21 protein-coding genes are annotated in these 23,614 nt (G+C 60.5%); 9 read left to right on the forward strand and 12 right to left on the reverse strand.

What is annotated here, in order from left to right; translation table 11 throughout:
• Positions 1-75 precede the first annotated feature (75 nt).
• On the forward strand, positions 76-2,160 hold the full coding sequence (locus AB4N84_RS25360; RefSeq protein ID WP_460043765.1) for a 2Fe-2S iron-sulfur cluster-binding protein: 2,085 nt from the start codon (positions 76-78) through the stop codon (positions 2,158-2,160).
• Between the two features lie 113 nt (positions 2,161-2,273).
• Here the strand turns inward: AB4N84_RS25360 and AB4N84_RS25365 are convergent, their stop codons facing one another.
• Positions 2,274-2,732 carry a winged helix-turn-helix transcriptional regulator gene (locus AB4N84_RS25365; protein ID WP_460047141.1) on the reverse strand — a complete coding sequence of 153 codons (459 nt, stop codon included), beginning with the start codon at positions 2,730-2,732 and terminating at the stop codon, positions 2,274-2,276.
• A gap of 126 nt (positions 2,733-2,858) precedes the next feature.
• Between AB4N84_RS25365 and AB4N84_RS25370 the strand changes: the two genes are divergently transcribed.
• Positions 2,859-4,148, forward strand: coding sequence for an MFS transporter (locus tag AB4N84_RS25370; RefSeq protein ID WP_460043767.1), 1,290 nt, complete (start codon positions 2,859-2,861; stop codon positions 4,146-4,148).
• Positions 4,145-5,041, forward strand: a complete 897-nt coding sequence (locus AB4N84_RS25375) for an EamA family transporter (RefSeq protein WP_074750737.1) — start codon at positions 4,145-4,147, stop codon at positions 5,039-5,041. The genes AB4N84_RS25370 and AB4N84_RS25375 overlap by 4 nt, the downstream gene beginning before the upstream one ends.
• A gap of 155 nt (positions 5,042-5,196) precedes the next feature.
• On the opposite strand, the gene AB4N84_RS25380 is transcribed toward AB4N84_RS25375, so the two are convergent.
• Positions 5,197-6,093, reverse strand: a complete 897-nt coding sequence (locus AB4N84_RS25380) for a LysR substrate-binding domain-containing protein (RefSeq protein WP_460043768.1) — start codon at positions 6,091-6,093, stop codon at positions 5,197-5,199.
• Positions 6,094-6,334: 241 nt separating this feature from the next.
• Here AB4N84_RS25380 and AB4N84_RS25385 point away from each other — a divergent pair, with 241 nt between their 5' ends.
• Together AB4N84_RS25385 and AB4N84_RS25390 are read left to right on the forward strand one after the other, a co-directional pair.
• Positions 6,335-6,826, forward strand: a complete 492-nt coding sequence (locus tag AB4N84_RS25385; RefSeq protein WP_074750733.1) for an L-2-amino-thiazoline-4-carboxylic acid hydrolase — start codon at positions 6,335-6,337, stop codon at positions 6,824-6,826.
• The gene (locus tag AB4N84_RS25390) at positions 6,823-8,058 is read left to right on the forward strand and encodes a Zn-dependent hydrolase (RefSeq protein WP_074750731.1); all 1,236 of its coding nucleotides are present in this window, start codon (positions 6,823-6,825) and stop codon (positions 8,056-8,058) included. The genes AB4N84_RS25385 and AB4N84_RS25390 overlap by 4 nt, the downstream gene beginning before the upstream one ends.
• An 87-nt stretch (positions 8,059-8,145) precedes the next feature.
• Here AB4N84_RS25390 and AB4N84_RS25395 read toward each other — a convergent pair whose 3' ends face one another.
• Together AB4N84_RS25395 and AB4N84_RS25400 are read right to left on the reverse strand one after the other, a co-directional pair.
• Complete coding sequence (locus AB4N84_RS25395; RefSeq protein WP_460043770.1) at positions 8,146-8,832, reverse strand: dihydrofolate reductase family protein; 687 nt, start codon at positions 8,830-8,832, stop codon at positions 8,146-8,148.
• Between the two features lie 252 nt (positions 8,833-9,084).
• Positions 9,085-9,363 carry a DUF2790 domain-containing protein gene (locus AB4N84_RS25400; RefSeq protein WP_074750729.1) on the reverse strand — a complete coding sequence of 93 codons (279 nt, stop codon included), beginning with the start codon at positions 9,361-9,363 and terminating at the stop codon, positions 9,085-9,087.
• Between the two features lie 283 nt (positions 9,364-9,646).
• On the opposite strand from AB4N84_RS25400, the gene AB4N84_RS25405 reads away from it, so the two are divergent.
• The gene (locus tag AB4N84_RS25405) at positions 9,647-10,009 is read left to right on the forward strand and encodes a winged helix-turn-helix domain-containing protein (RefSeq protein ID WP_460043772.1); all 363 of its coding nucleotides are present in this window, start codon (positions 9,647-9,649) and stop codon (positions 10,007-10,009) included.
• Between the two features lie 223 nt (positions 10,010-10,232).
• On the opposite strand, the gene AB4N84_RS25410 is transcribed toward AB4N84_RS25405, so the two are convergent.
• From AB4N84_RS25410 to AB4N84_RS25420, 3 genes are all read right to left on the reverse strand, one after another.
• Positions 10,233-10,781, reverse strand: coding sequence for a cupin domain-containing protein (locus AB4N84_RS25410; protein ID WP_074750725.1), 549 nt, complete (start codon positions 10,779-10,781; stop codon positions 10,233-10,235).
• A gap of 148 nt (positions 10,782-10,929) precedes the next feature.
• Positions 10,930-11,910 carry a D-erythronate dehydrogenase gene (gene denD, locus AB4N84_RS25415; protein WP_074750723.1) on the reverse strand — a complete coding sequence of 327 codons (981 nt, stop codon included), beginning with the start codon at positions 11,908-11,910 and terminating at the stop codon, positions 10,930-10,932.
• A gap of 16 nt (positions 11,911-11,926) precedes the next feature.
• Positions 11,927-13,237 carry an MFS transporter gene (locus tag AB4N84_RS25420; RefSeq protein ID WP_460043774.1) on the reverse strand — a complete coding sequence of 437 codons (1,311 nt, stop codon included), beginning with the start codon at positions 13,235-13,237 and terminating at the stop codon, positions 11,927-11,929.
• A 203-nt stretch (positions 13,238-13,440) separates the two neighbouring features.
• Between AB4N84_RS25420 and AB4N84_RS25425 the strand changes: the two genes are divergently transcribed.
• The 3 genes from AB4N84_RS25425 (at position 13,441) to AB4N84_RS25435 (ending at position 16,406) form a co-directional block, all read left to right on the forward strand.
• Positions 13,441-14,217 carry a FadR/GntR family transcriptional regulator gene (locus tag AB4N84_RS25425; protein ID WP_143024299.1) on the forward strand — a complete coding sequence of 259 codons (777 nt, stop codon included), beginning with the start codon at positions 13,441-13,443 and terminating at the stop codon, positions 14,215-14,217.
• 267 nt (positions 14,218-14,484) lie between these two features.
• Positions 14,485-14,712: a hypothetical protein gene (locus AB4N84_RS25430; protein WP_074750718.1), complete on the forward strand. Its 228-nt coding sequence runs from the start codon at positions 14,485-14,487 to the stop codon at positions 14,710-14,712.
• 128 nt (positions 14,713-14,840) lie between these two features.
• Positions 14,841-16,406: a methyl-accepting chemotaxis protein gene (locus AB4N84_RS25435; protein ID WP_074750716.1), complete on the forward strand. Its 1,566-nt coding sequence runs from the start codon at positions 14,841-14,843 to the stop codon at positions 16,404-16,406.
• A gap of 104 nt (positions 16,407-16,510) precedes the next feature.
• Here the strand turns inward: AB4N84_RS25435 and AB4N84_RS25440 are convergent, their stop codons facing one another.
• The 5 genes from AB4N84_RS25440 to AB4N84_RS25460 form a co-directional block, all read right to left on the reverse strand.
• Entirely contained in the window at positions 16,511-17,968 is a 1,458-nt protein-coding gene (locus AB4N84_RS25440; protein WP_460043776.1) for an efflux transporter outer membrane subunit, read from the reverse strand.
• Positions 17,961-19,166 (reverse strand): efflux RND transporter periplasmic adaptor subunit, encoded by a 1,206-nt coding sequence (locus AB4N84_RS25445; RefSeq protein WP_460043778.1) that lies wholly within the window; start codon positions 19,164-19,166, stop codon positions 17,961-17,963. Before AB4N84_RS25445 ends, AB4N84_RS25440 begins: the two co-directional genes overlap by 8 nt.
• A 1-nt stretch (position 19,167) precedes the next feature.
• Complete coding sequence (locus AB4N84_RS25450; RefSeq protein WP_460043779.1) at positions 19,168-22,377, reverse strand: efflux RND transporter permease subunit; 3,210 nt, start codon at positions 22,375-22,377, stop codon at positions 19,168-19,170.
• A 390-nt stretch (positions 22,378-22,767) separates the two neighbouring features.
• On the reverse strand, positions 22,768-23,049 hold the full coding sequence (locus tag AB4N84_RS25455) for a DUF1652 domain-containing protein (protein ID WP_074750708.1): 282 nt from the start codon (positions 23,047-23,049) through the stop codon (positions 22,768-22,770).
• Positions 23,050-23,197: 148 nt separating this feature from the next.
• Complete coding sequence (locus AB4N84_RS25460) at positions 23,198-23,566, reverse strand: response regulator (RefSeq protein ID WP_460043780.1); 369 nt, start codon at positions 23,564-23,566, stop codon at positions 23,198-23,200.
• Positions 23,567-23,614 lie beyond the last annotated feature (48 nt).

The raw sequence follows: 23,614 nt of genomic DNA on the forward strand, positions 1-23,614 counted from the left end.
CCGGTGATCATTTCACCCAGTGAAACGCAGAATTAAGGCAGAGAGATATTCTGCCCGCCACGCCATTGCAGGAGGATGGCTCATCACCTCGCCGAGATGGTCGTCATGCACACACCCACGGAAGAAATCGAACTGTCGCCTTGGCACGAAGGCGAGTTACGGCTGCAACGCAGCGTCGGCGCAGTCGAACGTATGGTCAAACCCGGTCAGCAGCAGATGGCCCGCGACTGGCTACCTGACCAGCATCGCGAGTTCTATTGCCAGTTACCTTTCGTGGTGCTGGGCAGCGTCGATCCGCAGGGCAATCCATGGGCTACGCTGCGCGCCGGACAACCGGGCTTCATGCAGTCGCCCGATCCACGGCGGCTGGTCCTCGACCTGCCTCGGGAAACGGCGGACCCGGCAGATGCGGGGATGGAGGACGGTGACGGCATCGGCATGCTCGGTATGGAACTGCACACCCGACGTCGCAACCGGCTCAATGGCGTCGTGCGTCGCAGCAGTGATGTCGCCTTCGACATTCAACCGACGCAATCCTACGGAAATTGCCCGCGGTACATTCATCTTCGCCGCTACGCCTTCGACGATACGCCGCCGGGCGAAGTCAGCCAGTCCGCCGCTTTGAACGAACAGGACATTGCAACGATAACCGCTGCGGATTCCTTCTACGTCGCCTCATACGTCGTGCGTGACGGTGAGTGTCAGGTCGATGTCTCCCATCGCGGCGGCAAGCCCGGGTTCGTGAGCGTCGACGAAAACGGCGCGCTGACCGTGCCGGACTTCAATGGCAATCTGTTCTTCAACACCCTCGGCAACATGCTGATCAACCCGCGGGCGGGCCTGGTCTTTGTCGACATGCGCACAGGCGACCTGCTGCAGATGACCGGGCGCACCGAGGTCATTCTCGATTCCGCGCAAACCCTGGCCTTTATCGGCGCAGAGCGCATGTGGCGTTTTTTCCCCGAGCGGGTGATACGACGCCCCGGCGGGTTGCCGTTGCGCTGGGTGGACATGGAAAACGGCACTTCGCCTAACGTGCTGATGACGGGCAGCTGGGAAGACATGGACATGCGGCTGAAGGCGGCCGCGCTGCAACAGAGCTGGCGTCCGTACAAGGTTGTCGACATCGTCCAGGAGAGTGAAACCATTCGTTCATTCCACCTGCTGCCCGATGATGGCGTGGGTGTTCCTGCGCGCCTGGCCGGACAGCATCTGCCGATCCGCCTCTCCATCGCCGGGCAAGGCAAACCCGTGGTGCGTACCTACACGCTGTCCAGCGCGCCAACAGACGATGTGCTGCGCATCAGCGTCAAACGTGAGGGCGTGGTTTCCACGCACCTGCACGACAACCTGCAGGTCGGCGATCTGATCGAAGCCCGCGCCCCGGCGGGCGTCTTTACCGTCGACGCCACGGTCCGCCGCTCGGTGGTGCTGCTCGCGGCAGGCGTGGGTGTGACACCGGCACTGGCGATGGCGCGGCATCTGGTTCACGAGGGCAAGCGTACCCGGTACCACCGACCTACATGGGTGTTTCAGTCGGCGTCGAACAAGGCGCAGCTTGCGTTTCACAAAGAATTCTCCGCCCTCGCCACCGCCTCGGAGGGCAAGCTGCGCTACGTGCGGGCATTGAGTGACGTCACAGGGGCTGAACACGGGGTGGATTACGAGCGGGAGGGTCGGCTGAACGTCGGTCTGCTGCGTGAGCTGCTGCCGTTCGATGATTACGATTTTTATCTCTGTGGCCCGCAAGGGTTCATGCAACAGATGTATGACGGCTTGCGGGCACTGGATATCAACGACTCGCGCATCCACGCCGAAGCGTTTGGTCCGTCGAGTCTGCAACGCTCTATGGGCAACACGGCGCCAGTGATGGAGCTGGCGCCGATCTCCAGCGAGTCAGTACCGGTGATGTTCATGGCTTCGACCAAGGAAGCCCGCTGGAATCCAGGTGACGGCTCGCTGCTGGACCTGGCCGAACAGCGCGACCTGGCGCCCCCCTTCGGCTGCCGGGGCGGGTCTTGCGGCACCTGCCGCACCAACATTCTGCAAGGCGCGGTGACCTACGCTCAGCCGCCGGAGTTTCAGGTCCCCGTCGGTGAAGCACTGATCTGCTGTGCCGTCCCTGCCGCCGGGACAGCGCCGCTGCATCTGGAGCTATGACGCTCGGCCTATGAGAAGACACTCTGCGCGAGCGCAGTCCGAAGTGCTGCAGCAGATGATCCACGCGTCGTTGTGAGCTGCCAGCGCACGTTGCAATCAGCGGGTCTGCCAATTCATATGTCCTCGGCAACGACCCTCACGCGGTGACAATCAGAAGGCCCGAGCTGTTCGCCGCTCGATGAACGTACCGCCATCGTCATCAACGGCTTGCCGGATGCATTGTCCAGCAGCAGCGAGCGGGTCTCGTGCGGCTCAAACTGGAAGCGCTCACCCCACTGCCGCAGGCTGACGACAATCGGAAACACCTCGCGTCCTTTTTCTGTCAGCACGTACTCCTTGTAGGCACTGCCATCGGAAGCCGGACAGACCTCGAACACACCGACGTCGACCAGTGCTTTCAAGCGTGCCGCCAGAATATTCCTAGCAATGCCCAGGCTCTTTTGAAAATCGCTGAACCGGCGAATGTCGTCGAACGCATCGCGAATGATCATCAGCGACCAACGATCACCAATGGCTTCAAGCGTCCTGGCGACCGGGCATTCGTTGCCTGCAGGCACATCATCTTCGTTCATATTCTTTCCCTTCGGCGTAAAAGCCAAATCAACACCCTCACAATTCTGGTTGCAATTTGAAACAGGATTGCGCAAAAATCCGCCTCGGTTGCAAATTGCAACCAGTCTAACGAAATGGACGGCGAGATGACAGCTGAGACGGAACGCTCCACACGATGTTTGTCCGAAAGCGCCTCGAGGGCGCTGCTATCGGGCCAAGAGCAGAAGGCAGGCCACAACCATGCCGCTCTCTCTCCTGGGCTCACCCTTTTGTTTTCGATTACCTGTGCATTGGCGGTCGCGAACGTCTATTTCGCCCAGCCGTTGCTCAATTCGATGGCCGAGAGCATGGGAATCGCCTCCGGGCTGATCGGCGCCGTGGTCACGGCCACTCAGGCCGGTTACGCACTGGGTTTGCTGCTGATCGTCCCCTTGGGCGATCTGGTCAACCGCAGACGGTTGGTGTTGAGTCAGATCGTGCTGTCGGCTATCGCACTGGCAGCGGTTGGCGCATCCCAAACGTGGCTGGCGCTGCTCGGCGCAATGATCGTCGTGGGCTTGATGGCAGTGGTCGTTCAGGTGCTGGTCGCCTATGCCGCCCTGCTCGCCCAGCCCTCACAACGTGGGCAAACCGTCGGCACGGTGACCAGCGGCATTGTGCTGGGGATTCTGCTGGCGCGTTTCGCCTCGGGGCTGGTGGCCGACCAGGCCGGTTGGCGAGCGGTTTATTTCGTGTCCTCGGGATTGATGCTCACCCTCGCCGCTGTGCTCTGGAAAAAGGTACCTGACACCGAGTCGCCACGGCCTCCAGGGACGTACTTGAGCCTCATCAGCTCCCTTTTCACGCTGCTGCTCAGCGATCCATTGCTGCGAGTCAGGGGGCTGCTGGCCCTGCTCATCTTCGCTGCGTTTTCCGTGTTGTGGACGGCAATGGTGCTGCCCTTGAGTGCCCCGCCGCTCTCGTTGTCGCACACCGCCATCGGCCTGTTCGGTCTGGCCGGAGTTGCCGGTGCGCTGGCCGCCAGACGAGCCGGCCGCTGGGCCGATCAAGGTCGGGGGCAGCGCGTCACCGGACTTGCACTGGGCGTGCTGACGTTTTCATGGTTGCCTATCAGCTTTGCACAAACGTCACTGCTCGCCTTTGCCTGTGGCGTGATCCTGCTCGACTTCGCCGTCCAGGCCGTTCATGTCACCAGTCAGAGCCTGATCTTTGCCGCGCGCCCTGACGCCCAGAGCCGCATGGTCGGCGCGTACATGGGCTTTTACTCGATCGGCAGCGCACTCGGCGCCGTGGCGGCAACCCAGACCTATGAACGCTGGGGATGGTGTGCCGTCAGCCTGCTGGGCGCATCCATCAGTGCTGTCGCGCTGATTCTCTGGTACCTGACGCGTCATCCCGCAACCTCCTCAACATCCCATCAAGGAAGACACCGATGAAAATCCGCCACCTGTTGCTCGCCATTGCGGTCACGGCCATCTGGGGTTTGAATTTCTCAGTGATCAAGCTGGGCCTGACCACCGTCGATCCTTTTATCCTTGCGGGCATTCGCTTCACACTCTGCGCCCTTCCCGCCATCTTTTTCATTCCGAAACCTGATGTGCCGTGGCGCTACATCGTAGGCTATGGACTGGTCTTCGGTGTGGGGTTGTGGGGCGTGGTCAATCTCGGCATCCAGTCAGGCTTGTCGGCAGGCATCGCCTCGCTGGTCCTTCAGCTCAGTGCGTTTTTCACCCTCCTTTTAGGGGCCAGGGTATTGCGCGAGAAACTTTCCCGTTACCAGATCGCGGGCATGGGGATCGCCTCATGTGGATTGCTCAGCATCCTCACCATTGCCGACGGAACGGTCACATCGGCCGGTTTGATGCTCGTGCTGCTGGGCGCGCTGGCCTGGAGCGTCGCCAACGTCATCAACAAGAAAGCCAGGACCACACAGGTGTTTGCCTTTCTGGTGTGGTCCAGCGCGTTTTCGCCCATCCCTCTGTTTGCGCTTGATTACGCGGTGAACGGATCGGTCGGTTACCGCGCACTGGTGAGTCAGATAGACGCCCGCGCCGTGTTGTCGATTCTGTTTCAGGTTTACCCCAACACGCTGTTCGGTTACTGGGTATGGAACTCGCTGATGAAGCGCTATCCCGTCTCGACCGTCGCACCGTTATCGCTGTTGGTTCCGGTCTTCGGCCTGGTTGGCTCGGCTGTCATTTTCAATGAGCAACTGTCCCTCAACAAAGTGATCGCCGTGCTGCTGATTGTCTCAGGGCTGGGCGTCGGTTTGTACGGACAAACTCTCCTGAGGGCCTTGACCAGGCGACCGGAGCTGTCACAGCGATAAGAGGCAGAAACCCTGTTGGCGCCAAAGCACAGCCCAGCGCATCAAGTGGTTGACCTTAAGGGTACGAAGATCGCGTTTCAGCAAGGCTTAAGTTCGCACAACCTGATTCTGCATGTGAGCGCGAGGGTCTGGAAAGAGCGCGTTGCTGTCGGACCTCACGCCAGCAGCACGCGTTTGAGCCAGCTGTAAAGATTCAACCCTTCGCGGGACAACTCGCCATCGGCGCGGCGGCACAGGTAATAGGCGCGACCGTCGTCCAGGGTCTGGTCGAACAGCTTGAGCAGCTCACCCCGATCACGCAGCGGCGTGATCAAGGGCTCGCGCAGTAATGCGCAACCCAGTCCATTAAGTGCAGCGGTCAGCGCGAGCTGGCCATCCTCGAACAGCAGTCCTTGCAGCGCTGCCGGGTGCCTGACCCCGGCAGCTTGCAACCATTGCCCCCACGTGCCGCGCTCCTCGTCATGCAGCAACGGCAGATCGATCAATGCCTGCGGCGTATCGATACTGCCGTGACGCGCCAGAAAGGCCGGACTGCACCACGCCGTCACGTCCCCAGGAATGAGCGGCTCGCTGTGGTAACCCGCCCAAAGCCCGCTGCCGAAACGAATGGAAATGTCAGCAGCGTCGCTGGGGTAACTGCGGTGGTTGGCGTAGGTCACGTTGACGTCGACGCCAGTGTTCTCGGCAAGAAACTCACCGAGCCGTGGAATGAACAGATTGATGCCGAACATCGGAATCAGGCTGATGGTGACCTGCCGCGTCGCCGACTTTTCCCGAACATGCTCTGTGGCGCTGCGCAGCACGGAAAATGCCGAACGGATCGCCCGGTAGTACTCCCTTCCCTCGTCGGTCAGGATCAGGTTGCGCCCCTGCCGTGAGGTCAGCGCCTGGCCGAGAAACGCCTCGAGCAGACGCAATTGATGGCTGATAGCCGAGGGCGAGACGTCCAGCTCCCGGGCGGCGGCATTGACGCCACCATGTCGCGCGAACGCCTCAAAAGTCCGAACGGCCCGCAGCGGAGGGTCATTTTCCAACTGTTCTGTATCTTTCATGTATTGAGTTTAAATCTAATTAAACCGCCTGAACAACCCTGACCCACGGCTATGAGAACGCATACATTCACTAATCACACCCACTTTTAAGGTTATGAACTTTTGATAGTTGATAAATATAGAATGATTGCCTAGTGTGCGTTTCGGCAAGCCGTGATGCTTTGCTGCAGCAAGAACAAGGGGGGGGGGGCCCGCAGCGAACGGGCCGCCCCTTTCTGACCGTAAACCGAGGAGAACTGACATGAGCGCTGTCGAAGGTGAACTGGGCATCCTGGCCCGGCGGCGAATCGAAGCTGAGATCATCAAACCGATCTACGACATCCTGGTACGCGACTACGGCAAAGAGAGCGCCCAGGCAGTGATTGGCGAAGCCGTTTCCCAGGCGGCCGTCAAAGCCGGCGAGTACTTCGCTTCCCGCGAACCCCAGGGACCGAACCTGGAGGGTTTTGTAGCGTTGCAAGCGTTGTGGGAGCAGGACGACGCGCTGAAGGTGGAAATCATCGCCAGCGACGCGACCCACTACGACTACGACGTGCACCGCTGCCGCTACGCCGAGATGTACCACGAGATGGGCCTTGGCGAAATCGGCCATCTGCTGTCCTGCAACCGCGACGAAGTGTTCATCGTCGGTTACGACCCCAACGTCGAGCTCACGCGCACCCAGACCATCATGCAGGGCGCAACGCACTGCAACTTCCGCTACAAGGTCAAGGATCAGGAGCCTGAGCAATGACGAGTTCTCCCCGGATCAACGCAGCGCGCTTCTGGGATTCGCTGATGGAAATGGCTCAGATCGGCGGCACGCCCAAAGGCGGTGTCTCACGCCTGGCACTCACCGAAGAAGACCGGATCGGCCGTGACCTGTTCGCCCGTTGGGCCACGCAAGCGGGATGTACGTTGCGCGTCGACGCCATGGGCAACATGTTCGCCCGCCGCCCTGGCCGTCACGAGAGTCTGTCACCCGTGCTGACCGGGTCCCATGGCGACTCCCAGCCAGCGGGTGGAAAGTTTGACGGCATCTATGGCGTGCTCGCAGGCCTTGAAGTGATCCGCACGCTCAACGATCACAACATCCAGACTGACCGCGCCATCGAGGTGGTTAACTGGACCAACGAAGAAGGCTCGCGCTTCGCGCCGGCGATGATCGCTTCCGGCGTCTACACCGGCGTGTTTGACCTCGAATACGGACTGTCCCGCACCGACGCCAAGGGCATCAGCATCGGCGAGGCGCTGAAGGATATCGGCTACGCGGGCAACGAGCCCATGGGCGGGCGCGAGATCCACGCCGCCTTCGAACTGCACATTGAGCAAGGCCCGATTCTCGAAGCCGAAGACATCACCATTGGCGTCGTCACCGGTGCGCAAGGTCAGCGCTGGTATGAAATCGAACTCACTGGCCGCAGCGCCCATGCCGGTACAACGCCGATGAATCATCGGTTGGACGCCCTGCTCGGCCTGTCGCGGGTCGTCGAAGCGGTAAACGCGATGGGTGTCGCTCAGGGCGACGAAGGGCGCGCCACCGTGGGTTGGGTCAACGTATTCCCCAACTCGCGCAATGTCGTGCCGGGGCGCGTGTTGTTCAGTGTCGAATTCCGTCACCCCAACGAGGCAGTCCTGGAAATCCTCGACGGGGAACTGCGTCGCGAAGTGGTTGCCATTGCCGAGAAGACCGGTTTGCAGCATGAGTTAAAACAGATCTTCCAGTACGCGCCCATTGCCTTCGATGCGGCGTGCATCGACAGCGTGGAGCGGGCCGCGGTTGAGTTGGGCTACAGCCATCGCAAGATGATTTCAGGCGCGGGCCACGACGCCTGCTACCTCAGCAAGGTCGCACCCACGTCGATGATATTTGTGCCTTGCGTCGACGGTTTGAGCCACAACGAAGCCGAACACATTCACCCTCACTGGGCCGAAGCCGGTGCTAACGTTCTGCTGCTGGCGATGCTTGATAAAGCTGCACGCTGACCCGCTGCCGTTTGGTTGACTGCCTGGCGCTGAGTCAGGCGCCGGCAGAATCACGGTCAGGCCTGCGCTTCGTTTCGCGCTCAGCGATCAACCACGGCGGTAACGCAACCACACTCCGCCGCCTTCCTGCACCTCGGCCGACGCCAGGGTCAGGTGCACCGGTTGCGTCCAGGCACTGGGCGAAATCTCGAAGGATGCCGGGTGCGCTCCCCGGCCATCCACCAGCGGCAGAATCAGCACACTGACCTCGTCCACCAGACCGGCATTCACGAACGAGCCACTGATGTGCGGGCCGCCTTCGACGATCAATCGCTTGCAACCCAGTTCCTTGTGGAGCGTATCGACCACGTGCTTGAGGTCGATGTCGGTTTTGCCTGCAAACAGGTACGACACGTCGATGGATTGCAGGTACGCCAGATAATCGTCCGAAACGCCTTCGGTCAGCACCTCGACCACGTGAGAACCCAGCGCCTGATTCTTCTTCCAGCCAACCTTCCCGTGAGGGTCGATGGAAATGGCATAAGAGGCGGCGTTGCGATCAACGAAATGGTCAGTCCGCGGAATCGGAGAGGTGGCCAGGCCTGTCGGGTAGCCTTCGTCGTGCGCCACCTCCTGCATGGTCACGCGCCCGCATATCCACGCGTCGAATTCATACGTCTTGGCCAGTTTTTCATAGAGCTGCCCGGCGGCATTTTTGAACGGGCGATCCCAACCATCGGTAAGCGCGTGACCGTCCAGAGACGACATCATGTGGCAAATGACATAAGGCTGCATCGTGAGCTCCCACTGCAGTTGCACTGAACATGCCTTCGGGGGTCTGGCCCAGGCACAGTTTTTTTCCGGCGACCGCCTGATGTCGGCCAGAGATGCGGGTACGGCATCGGGGCAGACACGACAGCCGGAGAAAAGTGGATACCGCCCGGCGTGGAAGGTTCAGCGGTTATGAAAACGCGCAAAAAAAACGCCGCATCGTGGATGCGGCGTTGATTTGAAGCGTAATTCAGAAGTCATGGGGCCGTTCGCTCATTACCCGTTCTGACGACCGTAGCCCTGGATGGTGTAATCAAGGGTGTGCTTCACGCCAGCACTGTCAAGGTAGACCAGTTGCGCATTCACCGGGCCGTCCACTTTTTGAACGTCCTGAGCAGTGGTGCTGCTGATGACTTTCGACACATCCAGCCCTTTGTGCTGGTTGTAGCGTTGAGTTTGCGCGCTGACCTGAGTATCGCTCACCGAACTTACCGACTCTTGAGCGGAGGCATAGACGCTGGCCAACGAGAGTGCTGCGAACAGTACATATTTCATGATGTATCTCCAAAGATAAGGGCTTAAGTGAGCAAGCTGTCATGTTGTTTGCTCTTGGGACTTATCTTCGTCGCCGGCTCAATGGAAAGGAAATCGCAAGATCCGATACCTCGCATCAAGGCGGATGATGGGAGCAGAAACGTTATCAATGCTGACGATGGGGAGAGGCCGATTACTTCGTCCTTGCTGGTGCAACAGACCTTTCACCGTGGCCGAACTAATTTTTTACATCTGCGGCTGTACGCTCCCCTCAGAATCACACGTTCGCAAGAGACACTCGCGCATGTTCCGCCCGCCCAGAACCCACGAAATTCTCACCGTTGAGGACCTGTTCCTCAACGTGACGCAGTACAAGGTGGTTCGTGATGGGAAACCGTTGAGACTCAATCCCACCAACATCGAAGTGCTCGCATTGCTGATGCGCAGGAGCCCGGCCATCGTGACGCAATCGGAAATCGCAGCGGTCTTGTGGGGCGATGGCACGCTGAAGAACAAGAACGGAGTGGCCACTCGCATTCATGAGATCAGGCAGGTCGTCGACATCGGCTTTGAGGTGCCGCTGATTCACACCCTGCATGGCGTGGGTTACCGACTCGCGGCGGTGGAAGACGCCCCCGAAAAGGGGCTGGTGCATCAACAATGCTGACCTTGGCGCGCAAAAGTGAGAACCCGCTCTCTGCACGAATGAACTGTATTGTTTCCAGTCTGGCAATACAGTCTTGTCAAACGATGGCTGGCGAGGAGCGAAGTGAGCCGGTACATTCAAACCCATCAAATCCGCCGATTTGATACCGCTCCTTCAAGCCGCTACGCCGTCTGAGATAACGGAATAGCGGCTTTTTTTGTGCCTGTATTTCTTGCCGGCTGCCTCAAAAGTTTGCAGGCGTGTTGGCGCTGATGATTTCAGCTTCATCCTGGCCAATGTTGCGAAAACTGTGAGGCAGCGTGGTCGGGAAGTAGTAGCCGTCGCCAGCATTTAGAATGCTGATCTGTCCGTCGACGGTCAGTTCGATGGTGCCGCGCGTGACCAACCCACACTCCTCGCCTTGCGCATGCACGATCGGCTCTGCTCCCGAACCTGCGCCCGGCGCATACTGCTCGCGCAACATCCGCATCTGACGGCTCGGCACCGACGCGCCAATCAGCAACAGGCGCAGGCCGTCGCGGCCGAGGTCGGGTTGCTCGCCTGCACGGAAGACATAACGCTGTTCCTGAGGCGGCTGGTCGAAGGAAAAGAAGTCGGCCAGCGTCATGGGAAACCCTTCGAGCAGCTTTTTCAGCGAGCTGACCGAAGGGCTGACGCGGTTGAGTTCAATCAAGGAGATGGTGCCGTTGGCGACACCGCTGCGTCTGGCCAGCTCTCGCTGGGACATCTTGTAGCTTTCCCGCACTAACTTGAGTCGTGACCCCGTATCCATGACAGCCCTATGCAAAAACCGGAGGGTATCGGGAGCGTGGACACTTCAGCATGACACTGCAGGCCGTTCCCCCGTTCGAGTGGGGGTGATTAGAGCACGTTTGAGCGCCCCAACCTATACGGCGAGGCGACATCTGAAAACGGGAAAATCAGGCGCCTTGCGGTGGGTACTCCGCAATGAATTGTCCGATCACATCGGCAAAATCATGGTCAGCGGTAAAGCCCAGGCCCTTCGCATATCTGGCCGTAAACGAGCCCGGCCACGACCCGACGATTTTCTCGATCGCAGGGTTGCGCTCCAGTCGAATGCGGCTGACCACCGCATCACCGGCCGTGCGGCGCAACGCACCGATCATGTCCTCAACGGTGATCGACAGGCCGGGCATGTTGATCACCCTGCCCGCCTTCAATTGCTCATCCGTGAGTTCATGACCGTGAATCAGATTGGTGATCGCCTGAGCGGGAGACATCAACCACAAACGGGTCTCAAGCGGCACCGGGCAGACGCTCTCCTGCCCGTTGAGCGGTTCGCGGATAATCCCGCTGGCGAAGCTCGACGCCGCCAAATTAGGCTTACCGGGGCGCACAACGATGGTCGGCATGCGCAGGCTGCGCCCGTCAACGAAACCCCGGCGACTGTAGTCGGCGAGCAGCAGATCGTTCATCGCCTTCTGCGTGCCATAAGAACTTTGCGGTGCCCACACCTGGTCGTCTTCGACTTGCGCAGGCAATTGCCCACCGAACACCGCGACTGAGCTGGTCATTACCCATTTGGGGCAATGACCCAGGCTGCGGATTCGTTCCAGAAGATTGTGCGTGGCGGCGAAGTTGATGCGCATGCCCAGCTCGAAATCCTGCTCGGCCTGACTCGACACCACCGCAGCGAGATGAAACACGCTGTCCGTTTCGGCACTGACCAGTCCTTTCAGCACGTGCGGGTCGGCGATGTCGCCACACACCACTTGCACCCGTTCATCCTCAATACCGCTCAGCGGCACCACGTCGAATGCCACGATGCGGCGGATGATCTGTTTGACGCCTTGGCGATCGGTCAGCGAACCGCGCTGCAGGAGTGCTTCGATCAGGCGACGGCCCAGAAAGCCAGCCGCACCGGTCACGAGAATATTCATGAGTAGCTCCTAATGCTCAGCGGTTAACAAGTTTGGCGGGGATACGAAACACCAGCGCCGCGCCGAGAAACAGCGCGCTGGCCATGACGTACATGCCGATAGTGGTGCTTTGCGTCATGTCCTTGAGAAAACCCATCAGATAGGGCGACACAAAGCCGGCCAGGTTGCCGCACGAGTTGATCAGTGCGATACCGGCAGCCGCAGCCGTACCACCCAGAAACGCAGTCGGCAGCGGCCAGAAGAGCGGCAAGGTGCTGAGCGCGCCCATTGCCCCAAGGGTCAGGCCAATCATCGAAACGGTGAAGTTGTCACTCCAGGTCGCGGAGATGATTAAGCCAATCCCGCCAACCACGGCCGTCAACGCCAGATGCCAGCGACGCTCACGCAGTCGATCGGCGTTGCGTGAGACCAGAACCATAGTGGCGACGGCCGCGCCGTAAGGGATCGCTGTCAACAGGCCGATCTGCAGGACATCCGTCACACCCGCTTGACGAACCAGGGTCGGCAACCAGAAACCAACGGTATAAAAACCGGCGATCAGGCAGAAGTAGATACCCGTCAGCAGCCACATGCGCGGCTGAAGGAAAACCTCCCGAACGCTATGAGCGACGTGGCCCTTTGTTTCGGCGTCGATGCGCGACTGCAGGAGTGTTTTCTGTTCTTGAGTCAACCAGCCAGCGTGGGAAATCCGGTCGCTGAGGCAAAAGATCACCAGGATACCGACAGCAATCGAAGGCAATCCTTCGATGAAAAACAGCCACTGCCAACCGGCGTAACCATGGGCGCCGTTGAAGGCGGTCATCAGCCAGCCCGACAGCGGAGCGCCAATCAGACCGGACAGGGGAACGGCCGTGGCGAACATCGCGAACATCTTGCCGCGGCGGTGGGTCGGGAACCAGTACGACAGATAAAGGATGACACCCGGATAGAAACCGGCCTCCGCCAGCCCCAGCAGAAAACGCATGACGTAGAACGACGTCGGCGTGGTCACGAAGGCCATGCACGAGGAGATCACACCCCAGCTGATCATGATGCGAGCGATCCACAGTCGCGCGCCGACCTTGTGCAGGATCAGGTTGCTGGGGATTTCCACCAGAAAGTACGCGATGAAGAAGATCCCGGCGCCCAGGCCGTAGACCGCTTCAGAGAAATGCAGGTCATCGGACATTTGCAGCTTGGCAAATCCGACGTTGACCCGATCCAGGTAGGCCAGCAAATAACAGAGCAACAGCAGCGGCAAAATCCGCCAGGCGGCTTTGCGATAGGCCGCGTCTTCTGAAGCATCGACGACCGGACTGACGCCGTCTTGAGCCAGTGATTCACTCATCTCTTTCCCATCCCTTTGTTTTTGTAGTGGGGTGTTGTTATGTGGGTAGAACCAAGCGTTGCAGCGCTAAACGAAACAGCATTCGACGCCGTGTTCAGAAAAAACAAATTACATAATACGTCATACGAACTCAAGGCGCGTAGAAGGGACGACGTCTTGGGTAAAATGCAGTAACGTTCCCTGATTTGACGCACGAGATTGTTATGGTCCAGCCCGCTCCACCCTCGTTACCGAACGCCTCGTCCAGTTTGAAAGATGCCTCCAAGGGGACGCTGGCCGATCAAGTCACCGCGGCGCTGAAAGCCCACATCGCCAGCGGGGAGGCGCTGCCCGGTTCACGTTTACCGACCGAGCCGGTGCTGTCCGAGCGCTATGGCGTGAGCCGCACGGTCATTCGCGAAGCCATTTCAAGGCTCAAGTCCGCGGGCCTCGTCGAGGTGCGTCAGGGCAGCGGCACCGTCGTCTGCGAAGGTGCGCATATCAAGGCATTCACCCTCGATCTGGACGTGACCGGCTCCATCGAGGCTGTGTTGCGGGTCACGGAATTGCGGCGCGGTATCGAAGGCGAAGCCGCGGCGCTGGCTGCACAACGACATACCGCTGCGCAACTGGAAGCGATCGAGCGCGCGTTGAAGGCCATCGATCTGGCCGAACACGAAGGGCGCGACGGTGTAGAGGAAGACCTGGCCTTCCATTTGTCGGTGTCCCATGCCACGGGAAACCCGCTCTACCCTTCCCTTCACGAATTCATCGGTCAGTTCGTCAAGGAGGCAATCCGCATTACCCGCTCGAACGAAGAACGCCGTCGGGACATGGCCAAAACCGTGCGCGTCGAACATTTCGCGATCTACACCGCCATTGCAGCGTGCGATCCCGAGGCCGCGCGACATGCCGCGCTGAACCATATCAACAATGCGGTGGAACGGTTGAAGAGCGCCGATCCGGCGTTCTGGCAAAACCCTGGGGCCCGAACCTCGTGATCCAGATAGGCATCGTCCTCAGCGACGCTTGACCGTTCGTCGCTTACTCCTAAATGGGAATTAGTTATAAATCGGTTTTCACAAAATATTCACGCCATAAGGGTCAGTCTGCACCTACTCCTTTTGATCCTCTTTAAGCCCGTTCTCCCCAGCGGGCTTTTTTCTGCCTGCCGTTTATCGTTGCCGCGTCGAGAACGTGCCTCGCAAAAACCTCGAACTCGTGTCTGCCCCCGCTATCCAACCCCTATCACACCGGAGGATATCGACATGAGCAATGACGACCGCACCCCACACGTTCAACCCGATGCACCGCCCACCGACGCGTCCGGCAAACCGGTCAATGTCGTCGAGCGTGATCTGCAAGACCCTGATGACGACACCCGCGCCGTGGATGAAGTCATCACCCCGTCCTCGAACAGGGTCAAAGAGCAGGAAGTAGAAGACCTCAATCGCAAGACGGCCGAGATCGAAAGAAAGGTCGCCGACGGCAACTGAACCGGCCGCCGCGACTGCTCCGCAAGCGGGAAAGGACGCCCGCTGCACACTGTTCCCATGCAGCTGAACATGTTGTGCTACACCTACTGGCAGGCACCATGTCAGTCATTCAGGGAAGAGTCGGTCTTATGCGTTTGAACATGCCCGTTACACAGCAGGAACGTACCTTTGCCGCCAGCGAGCGCCTCATCTCCACCACTGACCTCAGCAGCCATATCACTTATTGCAATGACGCCTTTGTCACCCTCAGCGGTTTTACCCGCGAGGAGCTGATCGGTCAGCCGCACAACCTCGTCCGCCATCCCGACATGCCACCCTCCGTGTTCGCCCACATGTGGGAGACCATCAAGCAGGGCAAACCCTGGATGGGCGTGGTGAAAAACCGCAGCAAGAACGGTGACTTCTATTGGGTCAGCGCCTACGTCACCGCGGTGTACGAGAACGGCAAGATTGCCGGCTATGAATCCGTTCGCGCTTTGCCCACCCGTGACCAGGTCCGCCGCGCCGAAGCTTTGTATGCACGCCTTCGGGCAGGCAAATCCGCCGTATCGGCCGTTAGCACGGCCCGCTATCACCTGCTGCGCCAACTGCCATTGATCATTGCCGCCGTCGTGTTGGGGCTGTGCAACTACCTGCTGGCCGAACACCTTTCGTTCGCCGTGATGCTGTTCACCCTGATTGCACTGAGTGCGGCGCTGGAACTGCGCCAGAACCGGACGCTGAAGACGATACTCAGCGAGCACCCGAAAGCCTTCACCGACCCGCTGATCGCCCTCACCTACAGCGATAACCGCGGTCCGCAGGCACAACTGGACCTGGCGATGCTCAGCGAAGAAGCGCGCCTGCAGACCGCCCTGACCCGCCTTGTCGACGCGGGCGAAGGGGTCAAGCAGCGCGCCGGGCAGTCAGCCAGCCTGTCGTTGTTGCAAGCCGAAGCACTGGATCAGCAACGCAACGAAACCGATCAGTCCGCGACCGCCATCACTCAGATGGCGGCGACCATTCAGGAAGTCACCCATAACGTCCAGAACACCGCGCACGCGGCGCTCGAAGCCGACACGCTGGCGCAACAGGGCCGTGGGTTGGCCGACGACAGCCTGTTGGCCATTCGGCATATGGCCAACTCGGTCTCGGAGATCGGCGAGGCTGTGGGTGAGCTCGCGACCGCGACCCAGTCGATCGGCAGCGTGGTCGACGTCATCAACGCCATTGCCCAGCAGACCAACCTGCTGGCCCTCAATGCCGCCATCGAAGCCGCGAGGGCCGGCGAACAAGGCCGTGGCTTTGCCGTGGTCGCCGACGAAGTGCGCTCGCTGGCGTCCCGCACGCAAACCTCGACCGAGCAGATACAAGGGATCATTGGCGAACTGCGAGAAGGCGCCTCCCGTGCGGTGGCCACCGCGAGTCGAGGGCAAGCCATGTCTCAGGAAAGCGTGGCCAGCGTCGAGGCCGTGCAACAGGCGTTGAGCGGTATCAGTCAGGCCGTTACACGGATCACCGGCATGAGCCAGCAAATGGCGTCTGCCTCCGAGGAACAGACCCACGTGGCCGAAAGCATTAACCAGCAGATCAACCGGATTGCCCAACTGTGCGATCAGAGCGCCGGACAGGCCCAACAGGGCTCAAGCATCAGCCGCGAACTCGAACAAATGGCGCATTACCTTCATAGCCTGGCGGAGCGCTTCAACCGGTGAGGTGCTCTACTCGTTGATTGACCACGGCGAGCACGTCTTCAGACAGCACCTGATCCAGGCGGCGCAGGATTACCCGCACAGCGTCTTCGAGGCCGAAGACCGCATCATCTAACCCGTGCTGCGGGTCTGGCCTCCTGCGATGTTGCGTCAACCGCCAAGTCGGCCGACGTCCAGCCCCCGCCCAACGCCTTCACCAATCCCACGCTGGCAGCCAGTTGCTGGGTTTGCAGATCGAGCACGCTGCGCTGTGCCTGTAATGCAGCAGTCTGCGCGGCCACAACGTCCAGATAACCCACCGCACCCTGCTTGTAACGCGCCAGGGACAGGTCTTCGCTGTAGTGCGCCGCGTCGGCTGCGGCACGTTGATCTTCCAGTGCCGAACCCAGGCCGTCGATGATCGCCAGGTTGTCCTCCACCTGTTCGAATGCCGCCAGCACCTGCGCCCGGTACTTGCCACCCGCCTCGTCGGTCGCAGCCTTCGCAGCGTCCACTTGGGCCTGTCGCAAGCCACCGTCGAAAACAGTCGTGACCAACGCAGGGCCAATGGCCCAGAACAGGTTGGGTGCGCTCAACAGGTGGGCGAACTCGTCGCTCTGGTACCCGCCTTGCGCACTCAGCGTCAGGGTCGGGAAGAACGCACTGCGTGCGACGCCGATTCGTGCATTCGCAGCCGCGATTCGACGCTCGGCTGCAGCAATATCCGGCCGGCGCTGCAGCAGCGTCGACGGAACGCCGGTCGGCACAACCGGTAGCGGCAATGCCTCGGTCGACGGCGTGATGCTGAATTGCGACGCCGAGGCGCCGGTCAGTGCGGCGATGCTGTGTTCAAGCAAGGCGCGCTGCACGGTGTTCTGTTTGAGCTGCGATCTGGCCGAGGACAACTGCGAATGGGCGCGCGCGACGTCGAGTCCCGAGACGATGCCGCCGTCATGCAGGCCCTGAGTCAAATTGACCGCCTTGCTGAACGCCTCGGTCGTTTGCTCGAGCAACCGGGTTTGCTGGTCCAGCCCACGCAAGCGTATGTAGCTGTCCGCCAGTTGTGCTTGCAGGCTCAGGCGTACCGACGCCAAGTCTGCCAGTGAGGCCTGCGCTTCATCGGTTCCTGCGTTCACCGAGTCACGCACGCGGCCCCACAAATCCACTTCGTAATCGACCTGCAACCCCAGCGTGCCGGAGTTGTAAACGTTGTCTGTGGTCGTTGATCGCAACGGTCGCGTGTCCGACTGGCGAATACGCTGGCCGTTGCCGAAGCCCTTGACCGTCGGCAGCAGCGCCGAATTCACCTGCGCCACGAACGCCTGCGCCTGAGCGTAGTGCGCCAGCGCCGCACTCAGATTCGGGTTGTTCGACAGCAACTGCTGTTGCAGCGCATCGAGTTGCGGATCGCGGTACACACGCCACCATCCGTCGCGGCTGATCTGGTCGCTCGGCGCCGCCAGGCTCCAGACGCCCTGGGTTTTATACTGCGCGGGCACCGGTGTCTCGGGGACTTTGTAATGCGGGGCCAACGAACACGCGCCCACGCCCAACATGGCGATGAACAGCAGGCTGTGCTTAACCATGAGGTTTCGCCTCGGCGACAGTGTTCGCCGCTGCAGGTTTTGATACCTGAACAGGGTCGTTATCGCTCAAACCATCGGGCGGTGTATCGATGACTCGATCCGCTGCCGTGACGCCTGAGCCGATTTCGACGGTGTCACCGAAGTCCCGTGCAATGGTGACGGTCTTGAACAGCACATGATCGTGTTGATCGAGCGTCGCGACACGCATGCCACGGTCATCGAACTGCAAGGCACTGGCCGGCAAACGCACGACATTGGGTTGTACCGGCAGGTCGAAACGCACGCTGGTGTACGCACCCGGCAACAGACGACCTGCCGGGTTATCGACCTGAAGCTGCACCAACGTGCTGCCCGAGGCCGCGTTCACCGAATCGGCCGACGCAATCACAGTTGCTTTGAAGGGTTCGCCCGGGTACTCAGGCACGCTCAGCCGTGCGTCGGTGCCCACCTTGATCTGCGGCGCATAGGACTGCGGCACCTGCACGTAAACACGCAGGCGGCTGACGTCCGATACGGCGAACAGCTCCTGACCGCTGGTGCTGCTGCCGACGTTGATCAAAGCACCGACATCGGTCGAACGCGCGGTGACGACACCATCGAATGGCGCGGTCAGGCGTTGAAAACCCTTGGTCGCGGTCAGTCGCTCGACGTTGGCCTGGGCGGCCATGACCTGCGCCTGTTTGGCGGCCAGATCCCCGTTACGTTCGTCGACTTCCTGCTTCGACACCGAGTCGGACGCCAGCATCGCCTGCCAGCGTTTGGCGCTGGTCTGGGACAGTGAGGCGTTGGCCTTGGCAGCGGCCAGATCGGCGCGGGCCTGGAGCAGTTGCTGATCCACTTCGGGCGTATCGATCTCGGCAAGCAACTGACCGGCCTTGACCTTCGCCCCAATGTCCGCCTTCCAGGACTTCAGATAACCCCCGACCCGAGCAAAGATCGCCGCCCGCGACCAGGCTTCCAGACGGCCCGGCAGAACCAGCGCGGCACCTTGGGCGGCTGCGACCGGGCTGACCAGAATCACACTGGGCAGCGCCTGTGTGTCGGTCCAGGTTTTCAGGTCCTTCGACTCGTTGGCGCGCACACCGATACCGACCGTGACGATGGCGACCACCGCCAGCAGCGCGACCAACAGGCCGAGTCTTGCGCGTCCGGCACTGCGGCGCGGTTGAGGATGGATTACAGGAGTGTCAGTAAGCATGTCAAAACCCTTGTGTTGCGTTGGTCTGCACGGTGGCGTGGCGGTCGCGAGAGCGAGCATCGCGGGCGTGGACAAGGCTGAAGATGATAGGCACCAGGAACAGTGTGGCGACCGTGGCAAAACTCAACCCGCCAATGACCGCGCGACCGAGCGGCGCATTCTGCTCGCCCCCCTCGCCTAGGCTCAACGCCATCGGCGCCATGCCGATGATCATCGAAATCGCGGTCATCAGAACCGGGCGAAACCGGGTGAATCCGCCCTCCAGCGCGGCCAGCACCGGATTGCCATGCTCAGCCAGACGCTCCCGGCAAAAACTGACGACCAGAATGGCGTTGGCTGTGGCCACACCCATGCACATGATCGCCCCCGTCAGCGCGGGCACCGACAGCGGCGTGTGCGTCACGAACAGCATCCAGACAATCCCGGCCAGGGCCGCTGGCAACGCAGTGATGATCACGAACGGGTCGCTCCAGGACTGAAAGTTGACCACGATCAACAGGTAGATCAGCACCACCGCGCCGAGCAGGCCGAACAACATGCCGCTGAACGCGTTGTTCATTGTGGTCGCCTGCCCCTGCAGGGTGACTTTGGAGCCCTTCGGGATCTCACTGGCGTGCGCCGCGAGAATCTTCTGAATGTCAGCAGCGACACCGCCCAGGTCCCGACCCTGAATCGAGGTCAACACTTCCACGACCGGCTGGATATCGGACTGGCTCACCACCGAGTTGCTGTGGCTACGTTCTACCGACGCCAGCCCCCCAAGAATCTGCCCCGCTCCCGGCGATCCGGGCGCTGTGGCCGATGTCAACGGCAGGTTGTGCAGCTGTGCCAGCGAGTCGAGGCTGTACTGCGGGGTTTGCAGGACGATCGGGTAGGAAACGCCGTTGGCCGTGTTCAGCCAGAACGTCGGTGCGACCTGGCTCGAACCGGCGAAGTTGACCACCAGGCTGTTGGTGATATCGCGTTCGCTGATACCCACCAGCTGCGCGCGAGTCCGGTCGACGTTGATCTTGAACGTCGGCAATTGCTGGGATTGCTGGATACGCGCGTCGGCAACGCCCGGGACGCGACGGATCTCGCGCAGCAAGGTGTTGGCGAAGGCGAAGTTGGCGGGCAGGTTGTTGCCGGCGATCTGCACGTCCACCGGCGCCGATGAACCGAAGTTCAGGATCTGCCCGACGATGTCTGCCGGCGGAAACGAAAACACGGCATTGGGGAATTCGCGCGGGAGCGCCTCGCGCAACTGGCGAATGTAGTCCGCTGTCGGTTTGTGGTCCTCATTAAGGCTGATCTGGATGTCGCTGTCTTGCGAGCCGACCGTACCAGTGTTGTTGTAGGCCGCGTTGATGCCGCTGACCGCCAGACCGATGTTGTCCACCACTGCCTTGAGTTCCGACGGTTCGATGACGCGCCGAATGCTGTTCTCGACATCGGTGATCAGACGCGCTGTGCTTTCCACGCGCATGCCGACCGGCGCACGTACGTGCATCAGGATCTGACCGGAGTCGACCGCCGGGAAAAAGTTGCGGCCCAGGAACGGTACCAGCGCGAACGAGGCGATGACGAACGCGAAGATCGCGATCATGACGGACCGGCGGTGTTCCAGGGCGGTTTCCAGCATGCCGCGGTACCCTTCGCGGACTTGCTCGAAGCGCGCTTCGAACCCGCGCTGGAAGCGCACCAGCGGGTTACGACTGACCGGCTTTTCGCCATGCGCCTCACCCGCCGCATGGGGTTTGAGCAGGAAGTTGGCCATCGTCGGCACCAGCGTTCGCGACAGGATGAACGAGGCGATCATGGCGAAGATCACCGCTTCGGCCATCGGCACGAACAGGAAGCGGGCAACACCGTCCAGGAAGAACATCGGCACGAACACGATGCAGATGCACAACAGCGAAACAAACGCGGGCGTCACGATTTGCGCCGCTCCGTCCATGATCGCCGCCTCGACCTGCTTACCCTGCTCCAGGTGCCAATTGATGTTCTCGATGGTCACCGTGGCATCGTCTACCAGGATGCCCACGGCCAGCGCCAATCCTCCCAGCGTCATGATGTTGAGTGTCTCTCCCAGCGCGGACAACGCCGCAATGGACGAGAGAATTGCCAACGGGATCGACACCGCGATGATCACGGTGGAACGCCAACTGCCGAGGAACAGCAAGATCATCAGACTGGTCAGCGCCGCGGCGATGAGACCTTCCCGCGCCACGCCACTGATCGCGGCGCGGACAAACAGCGACTGATCGCCGATCAGGTCGATGTTCAGGTTTTCCGGCAGCTGCGCCTTGGAGTCCGCCAGCTTTTCCTTGATACCGGCGATGACGCCCAGCGTCGACGCCGACCCGGTTTTCAGCACCGGAATCAACACCGAACGATTGCCGTTCACGTGCACGATGTTGCTTTGTGGCGGGTTGCCATCTTTCACCGTGCCGACGTCACGGATCAATACCGTGGTGCCATTGGCCGTCTTGATCGGCAGGTCCTCCAGGTCCTTGAAAGCGACCGGCGAGTTGTTCAGCTGCAGCATGTACTCGAAGCTGCCAATTTTCTCGGTGCCCACCGGGGTGATCTGGTTTTGCGTGGCCAGTGCGTTCGCCACATCCTGGGCCGACAAGCCTCGGGCCTGCATCTGAGCCGGGTCGAGATCGATCTGCACCTGACGGGTCTTGCCGCCAAACGGGTACGGCAACGCAGCGCCGGGCACAGTGGTCAGCATCAGGCGCACGGTGTTGAGGCCCAGGTCGCCGAGTTTCTGCTCGCTAAGGTCCTTGCCCGACAATGCCAACTGGACAATGGGCACCGTCGATGCGCTGTAGTTGAGGATCAACGGCGGCACCGTACCGGGCGGCAGGTTACGCAAAATAGCCTGGGCAACAGAGGTTAGCTGCGCGTTGGCGGTACTGATGTTGACGCCTGGCTGGAAGAACACCTTCACGATGCCAAAGCCGTTGAGCGACTGCGCTTCGATGTGGCGGATGTCGTTCACGGTGGTGGTCAGCACCCGCTCGAACGGCGACGTGACTCGCCCCGCCATCTGATCCGGCGCAAGGCCGGTGTACTGCCAGATGACCGCGATGACCGGGATGCGGATCTCCGGAAAGATGTCAGTGGGCGTGCGTAAGGCCGTCAGCGGGCCGATGATCAGAATCAGGATGGCGAGCACGACGAACGTATACGGTCGTCTCAAAGCAACGCGTACAAGGCCAAGCATGGGAGGTATCCAGACAAGCGTTGAACATCAAAAAATCGGTGGTGCGCGGCTCAACCACTTCAAACCCACGGTTGAGGCTTCACCGACATCCAGGTCGAAACAGTCGACGACGCCCATCCGAAAAAGGTGGCATATGCCACGATATTCAGATTCAGAGGTATATGCCAGTATTTTTTCATGCGTCGCGGATAAAGTGTTTTTCAACTCTGGGTATTGACGTCGCGCCGTAAATACAGGTGCATCACCGCTTACCTGTCGGTGCCGTGATCCGGTTCAAAGCGTTCGTCAGGGAGATTTCGGAGATGCCGCAGGCCATTCACCGTTGCGGTGGGCGCATCGGTGAAGCCGAAAGAGATGATGATCGCCGCCGTTGCAGCCGCTTGATCCGCCTTAACCGCCGAACGTCGTCGCTCTGCGATCAATCGCCCGCGGCGAACCGCCGCCCAGTGAACGCAGGCGCAGATCTTCTTTAAGGCCGGTGATCAGCGACGCGATGCTGCGGCTGGTGTTGAGGGTGGATACATCTATTCCCGTGGTCATGAAGTCGGCATGCCCAGTGCGCGAGGTGTACAGCTGGATAGACATGAGGCCTCTCGCGTCTACCGAGCACTGGCAGCGGGCGGGCAGGAATGAGGATTCAATGATTTGGCAGAGTTCAAGTGAGGAGATCATGGCGCAGTCCTTTTAAGTGTTATAAACACTCGACTCTGCGTCACGGGCGAGATTCCGGATATTTTCGTTCCGCCGGACGAACGCCTGTTCATGCACCCGCAAGTAACCGGTCGCTGATGATCAACTCATCGATTGAGACGCTGACGAATCAGGCGCCGCCGGGGCCCAGCAGCGATTTGACCCTGGACAGCACGGACTGAATCTCGAACGGCTTGTCGAACACGTCCACAAACAGATCAGGCCGTGCGACCCCGAGATGCGCCTGCGCACCGCTCATCAACATCATGGGCAATTGGCCCAGCGTCTTGTGCGCCCGCACCGCCTCGGCCAGCTCAATGCCGTTCATGCCAGGCATCATGTAGTCGGTGATGATCAACTGCGGTTTTTCCCGGTCCAGAATGCTCAACGCTTTCTGGCCGCTGCCTGCGGTCACGGTGAGATAGCCCTCATCCTCAAGCGCGAAGCTGAGAATGTCGGCGATCAAGTACTCGTCATCGACGATCAATATGGTGGTCATAGGGCCCTCGGTCCGCTCGACGCATCGTGAGCGTATTGGCGACCGCGG

Source organism: Pseudomonas sp. S2_H01 (assembly GCF_054668305.1).

What these genes read in the sequence shown, in the direction of transcription:
- AB4N84_RS25455 (WP_074750708.1), bottom strand. Translation starts at nt 23,049, where the DNA reads ATGATCTCCTCACTTGAACTCTGCCAAATCATTGAATCCTCATTCCTG.
- AB4N84_RS25445 (WP_460043778.1), bottom strand. Translation starts at nt 19,166, where the DNA reads ATGCTTACTGACACTCCTGTAATCCATCCTCAACCGCGCCGCAGTGCC.
- AB4N84_RS25410 (WP_074750725.1), bottom strand. Translation starts at nt 10,781, where the DNA reads ATGGATACGGGGTCACGACTCAAGTTAGTGCGGGAAAGCTACAAGATG.
- AB4N84_RS25380 (WP_460043768.1), bottom strand. Translation starts at nt 6,093, where the DNA reads ATGAAAGATACAGAACAGTTGGAAAATGACCCTCCGCTGCGGGCCGTT.
- AB4N84_RS25430 (WP_074750718.1), top strand. Translation starts at nt 14,485, where the DNA reads ATGAGCAATGACGACCGCACCCCACACGTTCAACCCGATGCACCGCCC.
- AB4N84_RS25405 (WP_460043772.1), top strand. Translation starts at nt 9,647, where the DNA reads ATGTTCCGCCCGCCCAGAACCCACGAAATTCTCACCGTTGAGGACCTG.
- denD (WP_074750723.1), bottom strand. Translation starts at nt 11,910, where the DNA reads ATGAATATTCTCGTGACCGGTGCGGCTGGCTTTCTGGGCCGTCGCCTG.
- AB4N84_RS25460 (WP_460043780.1), bottom strand. Translation starts at nt 23,566, where the DNA reads ATGACCACCATATTGATCGTCGATGACGAGTACTTGATCGCCGACATT.
- AB4N84_RS25450 (WP_460043779.1), bottom strand. Translation starts at nt 22,377, where the DNA reads ATGCTTGGCCTTGTACGCGTTGCTTTGAGACGACCGTATACGTTCGTC.
- AB4N84_RS25375 (WP_074750737.1), top strand. Translation starts at nt 4,145, where the DNA reads ATGAAAATCCGCCACCTGTTGCTCGCCATTGCGGTCACGGCCATCTGG.
- AB4N84_RS25440 (WP_460043776.1), bottom strand. Translation starts at nt 17,968, where the DNA reads ATGGTTAAGCACAGCCTGCTGTTCATCGCCATGTTGGGCGTGGGCGCG.
- AB4N84_RS25370 (WP_460043767.1), top strand. Translation starts at nt 2,859, where the DNA reads ATGACAGCTGAGACGGAACGCTCCACACGATGTTTGTCCGAAAGCGCC.
- AB4N84_RS25420 (WP_460043774.1), bottom strand. Translation starts at nt 13,237, where the DNA reads ATGAGTGAATCACTGGCTCAAGACGGCGTCAGTCCGGTCGTCGATGCT.
- AB4N84_RS25385 (WP_074750733.1), top strand. Translation starts at nt 6,335, where the DNA reads ATGAGCGCTGTCGAAGGTGAACTGGGCATCCTGGCCCGGCGGCGAATC.
- AB4N84_RS25390 (WP_074750731.1), top strand. Translation starts at nt 6,823, where the DNA reads ATGACGAGTTCTCCCCGGATCAACGCAGCGCGCTTCTGGGATTCGCTG.
- AB4N84_RS25365 (WP_460047141.1), bottom strand. Translation starts at nt 2,732, where the DNA reads ATGAACGAAGATGATGTGCCTGCAGGCAACGAATGCCCGGTCGCCAGG.
- AB4N84_RS25400 (WP_074750729.1), bottom strand. Translation starts at nt 9,363, where the DNA reads ATGAAATATGTACTGTTCGCAGCACTCTCGTTGGCCAGCGTCTATGCC.
- AB4N84_RS25360 (WP_460043765.1), top strand. Translation starts at nt 76, where the DNA reads ATGGCTCATCACCTCGCCGAGATGGTCGTCATGCACACACCCACGGAA.
- AB4N84_RS25425 (WP_143024299.1), top strand. Translation starts at nt 13,441, where the DNA reads ATGGTCCAGCCCGCTCCACCCTCGTTACCGAACGCCTCGTCCAGTTTG.
- AB4N84_RS25395 (WP_460043770.1), bottom strand. Translation starts at nt 8,832, where the DNA reads ATGCAGCCTTATGTCATTTGCCACATGATGTCGTCTCTGGACGGTCAC.
- AB4N84_RS25435 (WP_074750716.1), top strand. Translation starts at nt 14,841, where the DNA reads ATGCGTTTGAACATGCCCGTTACACAGCAGGAACGTACCTTTGCCGCC.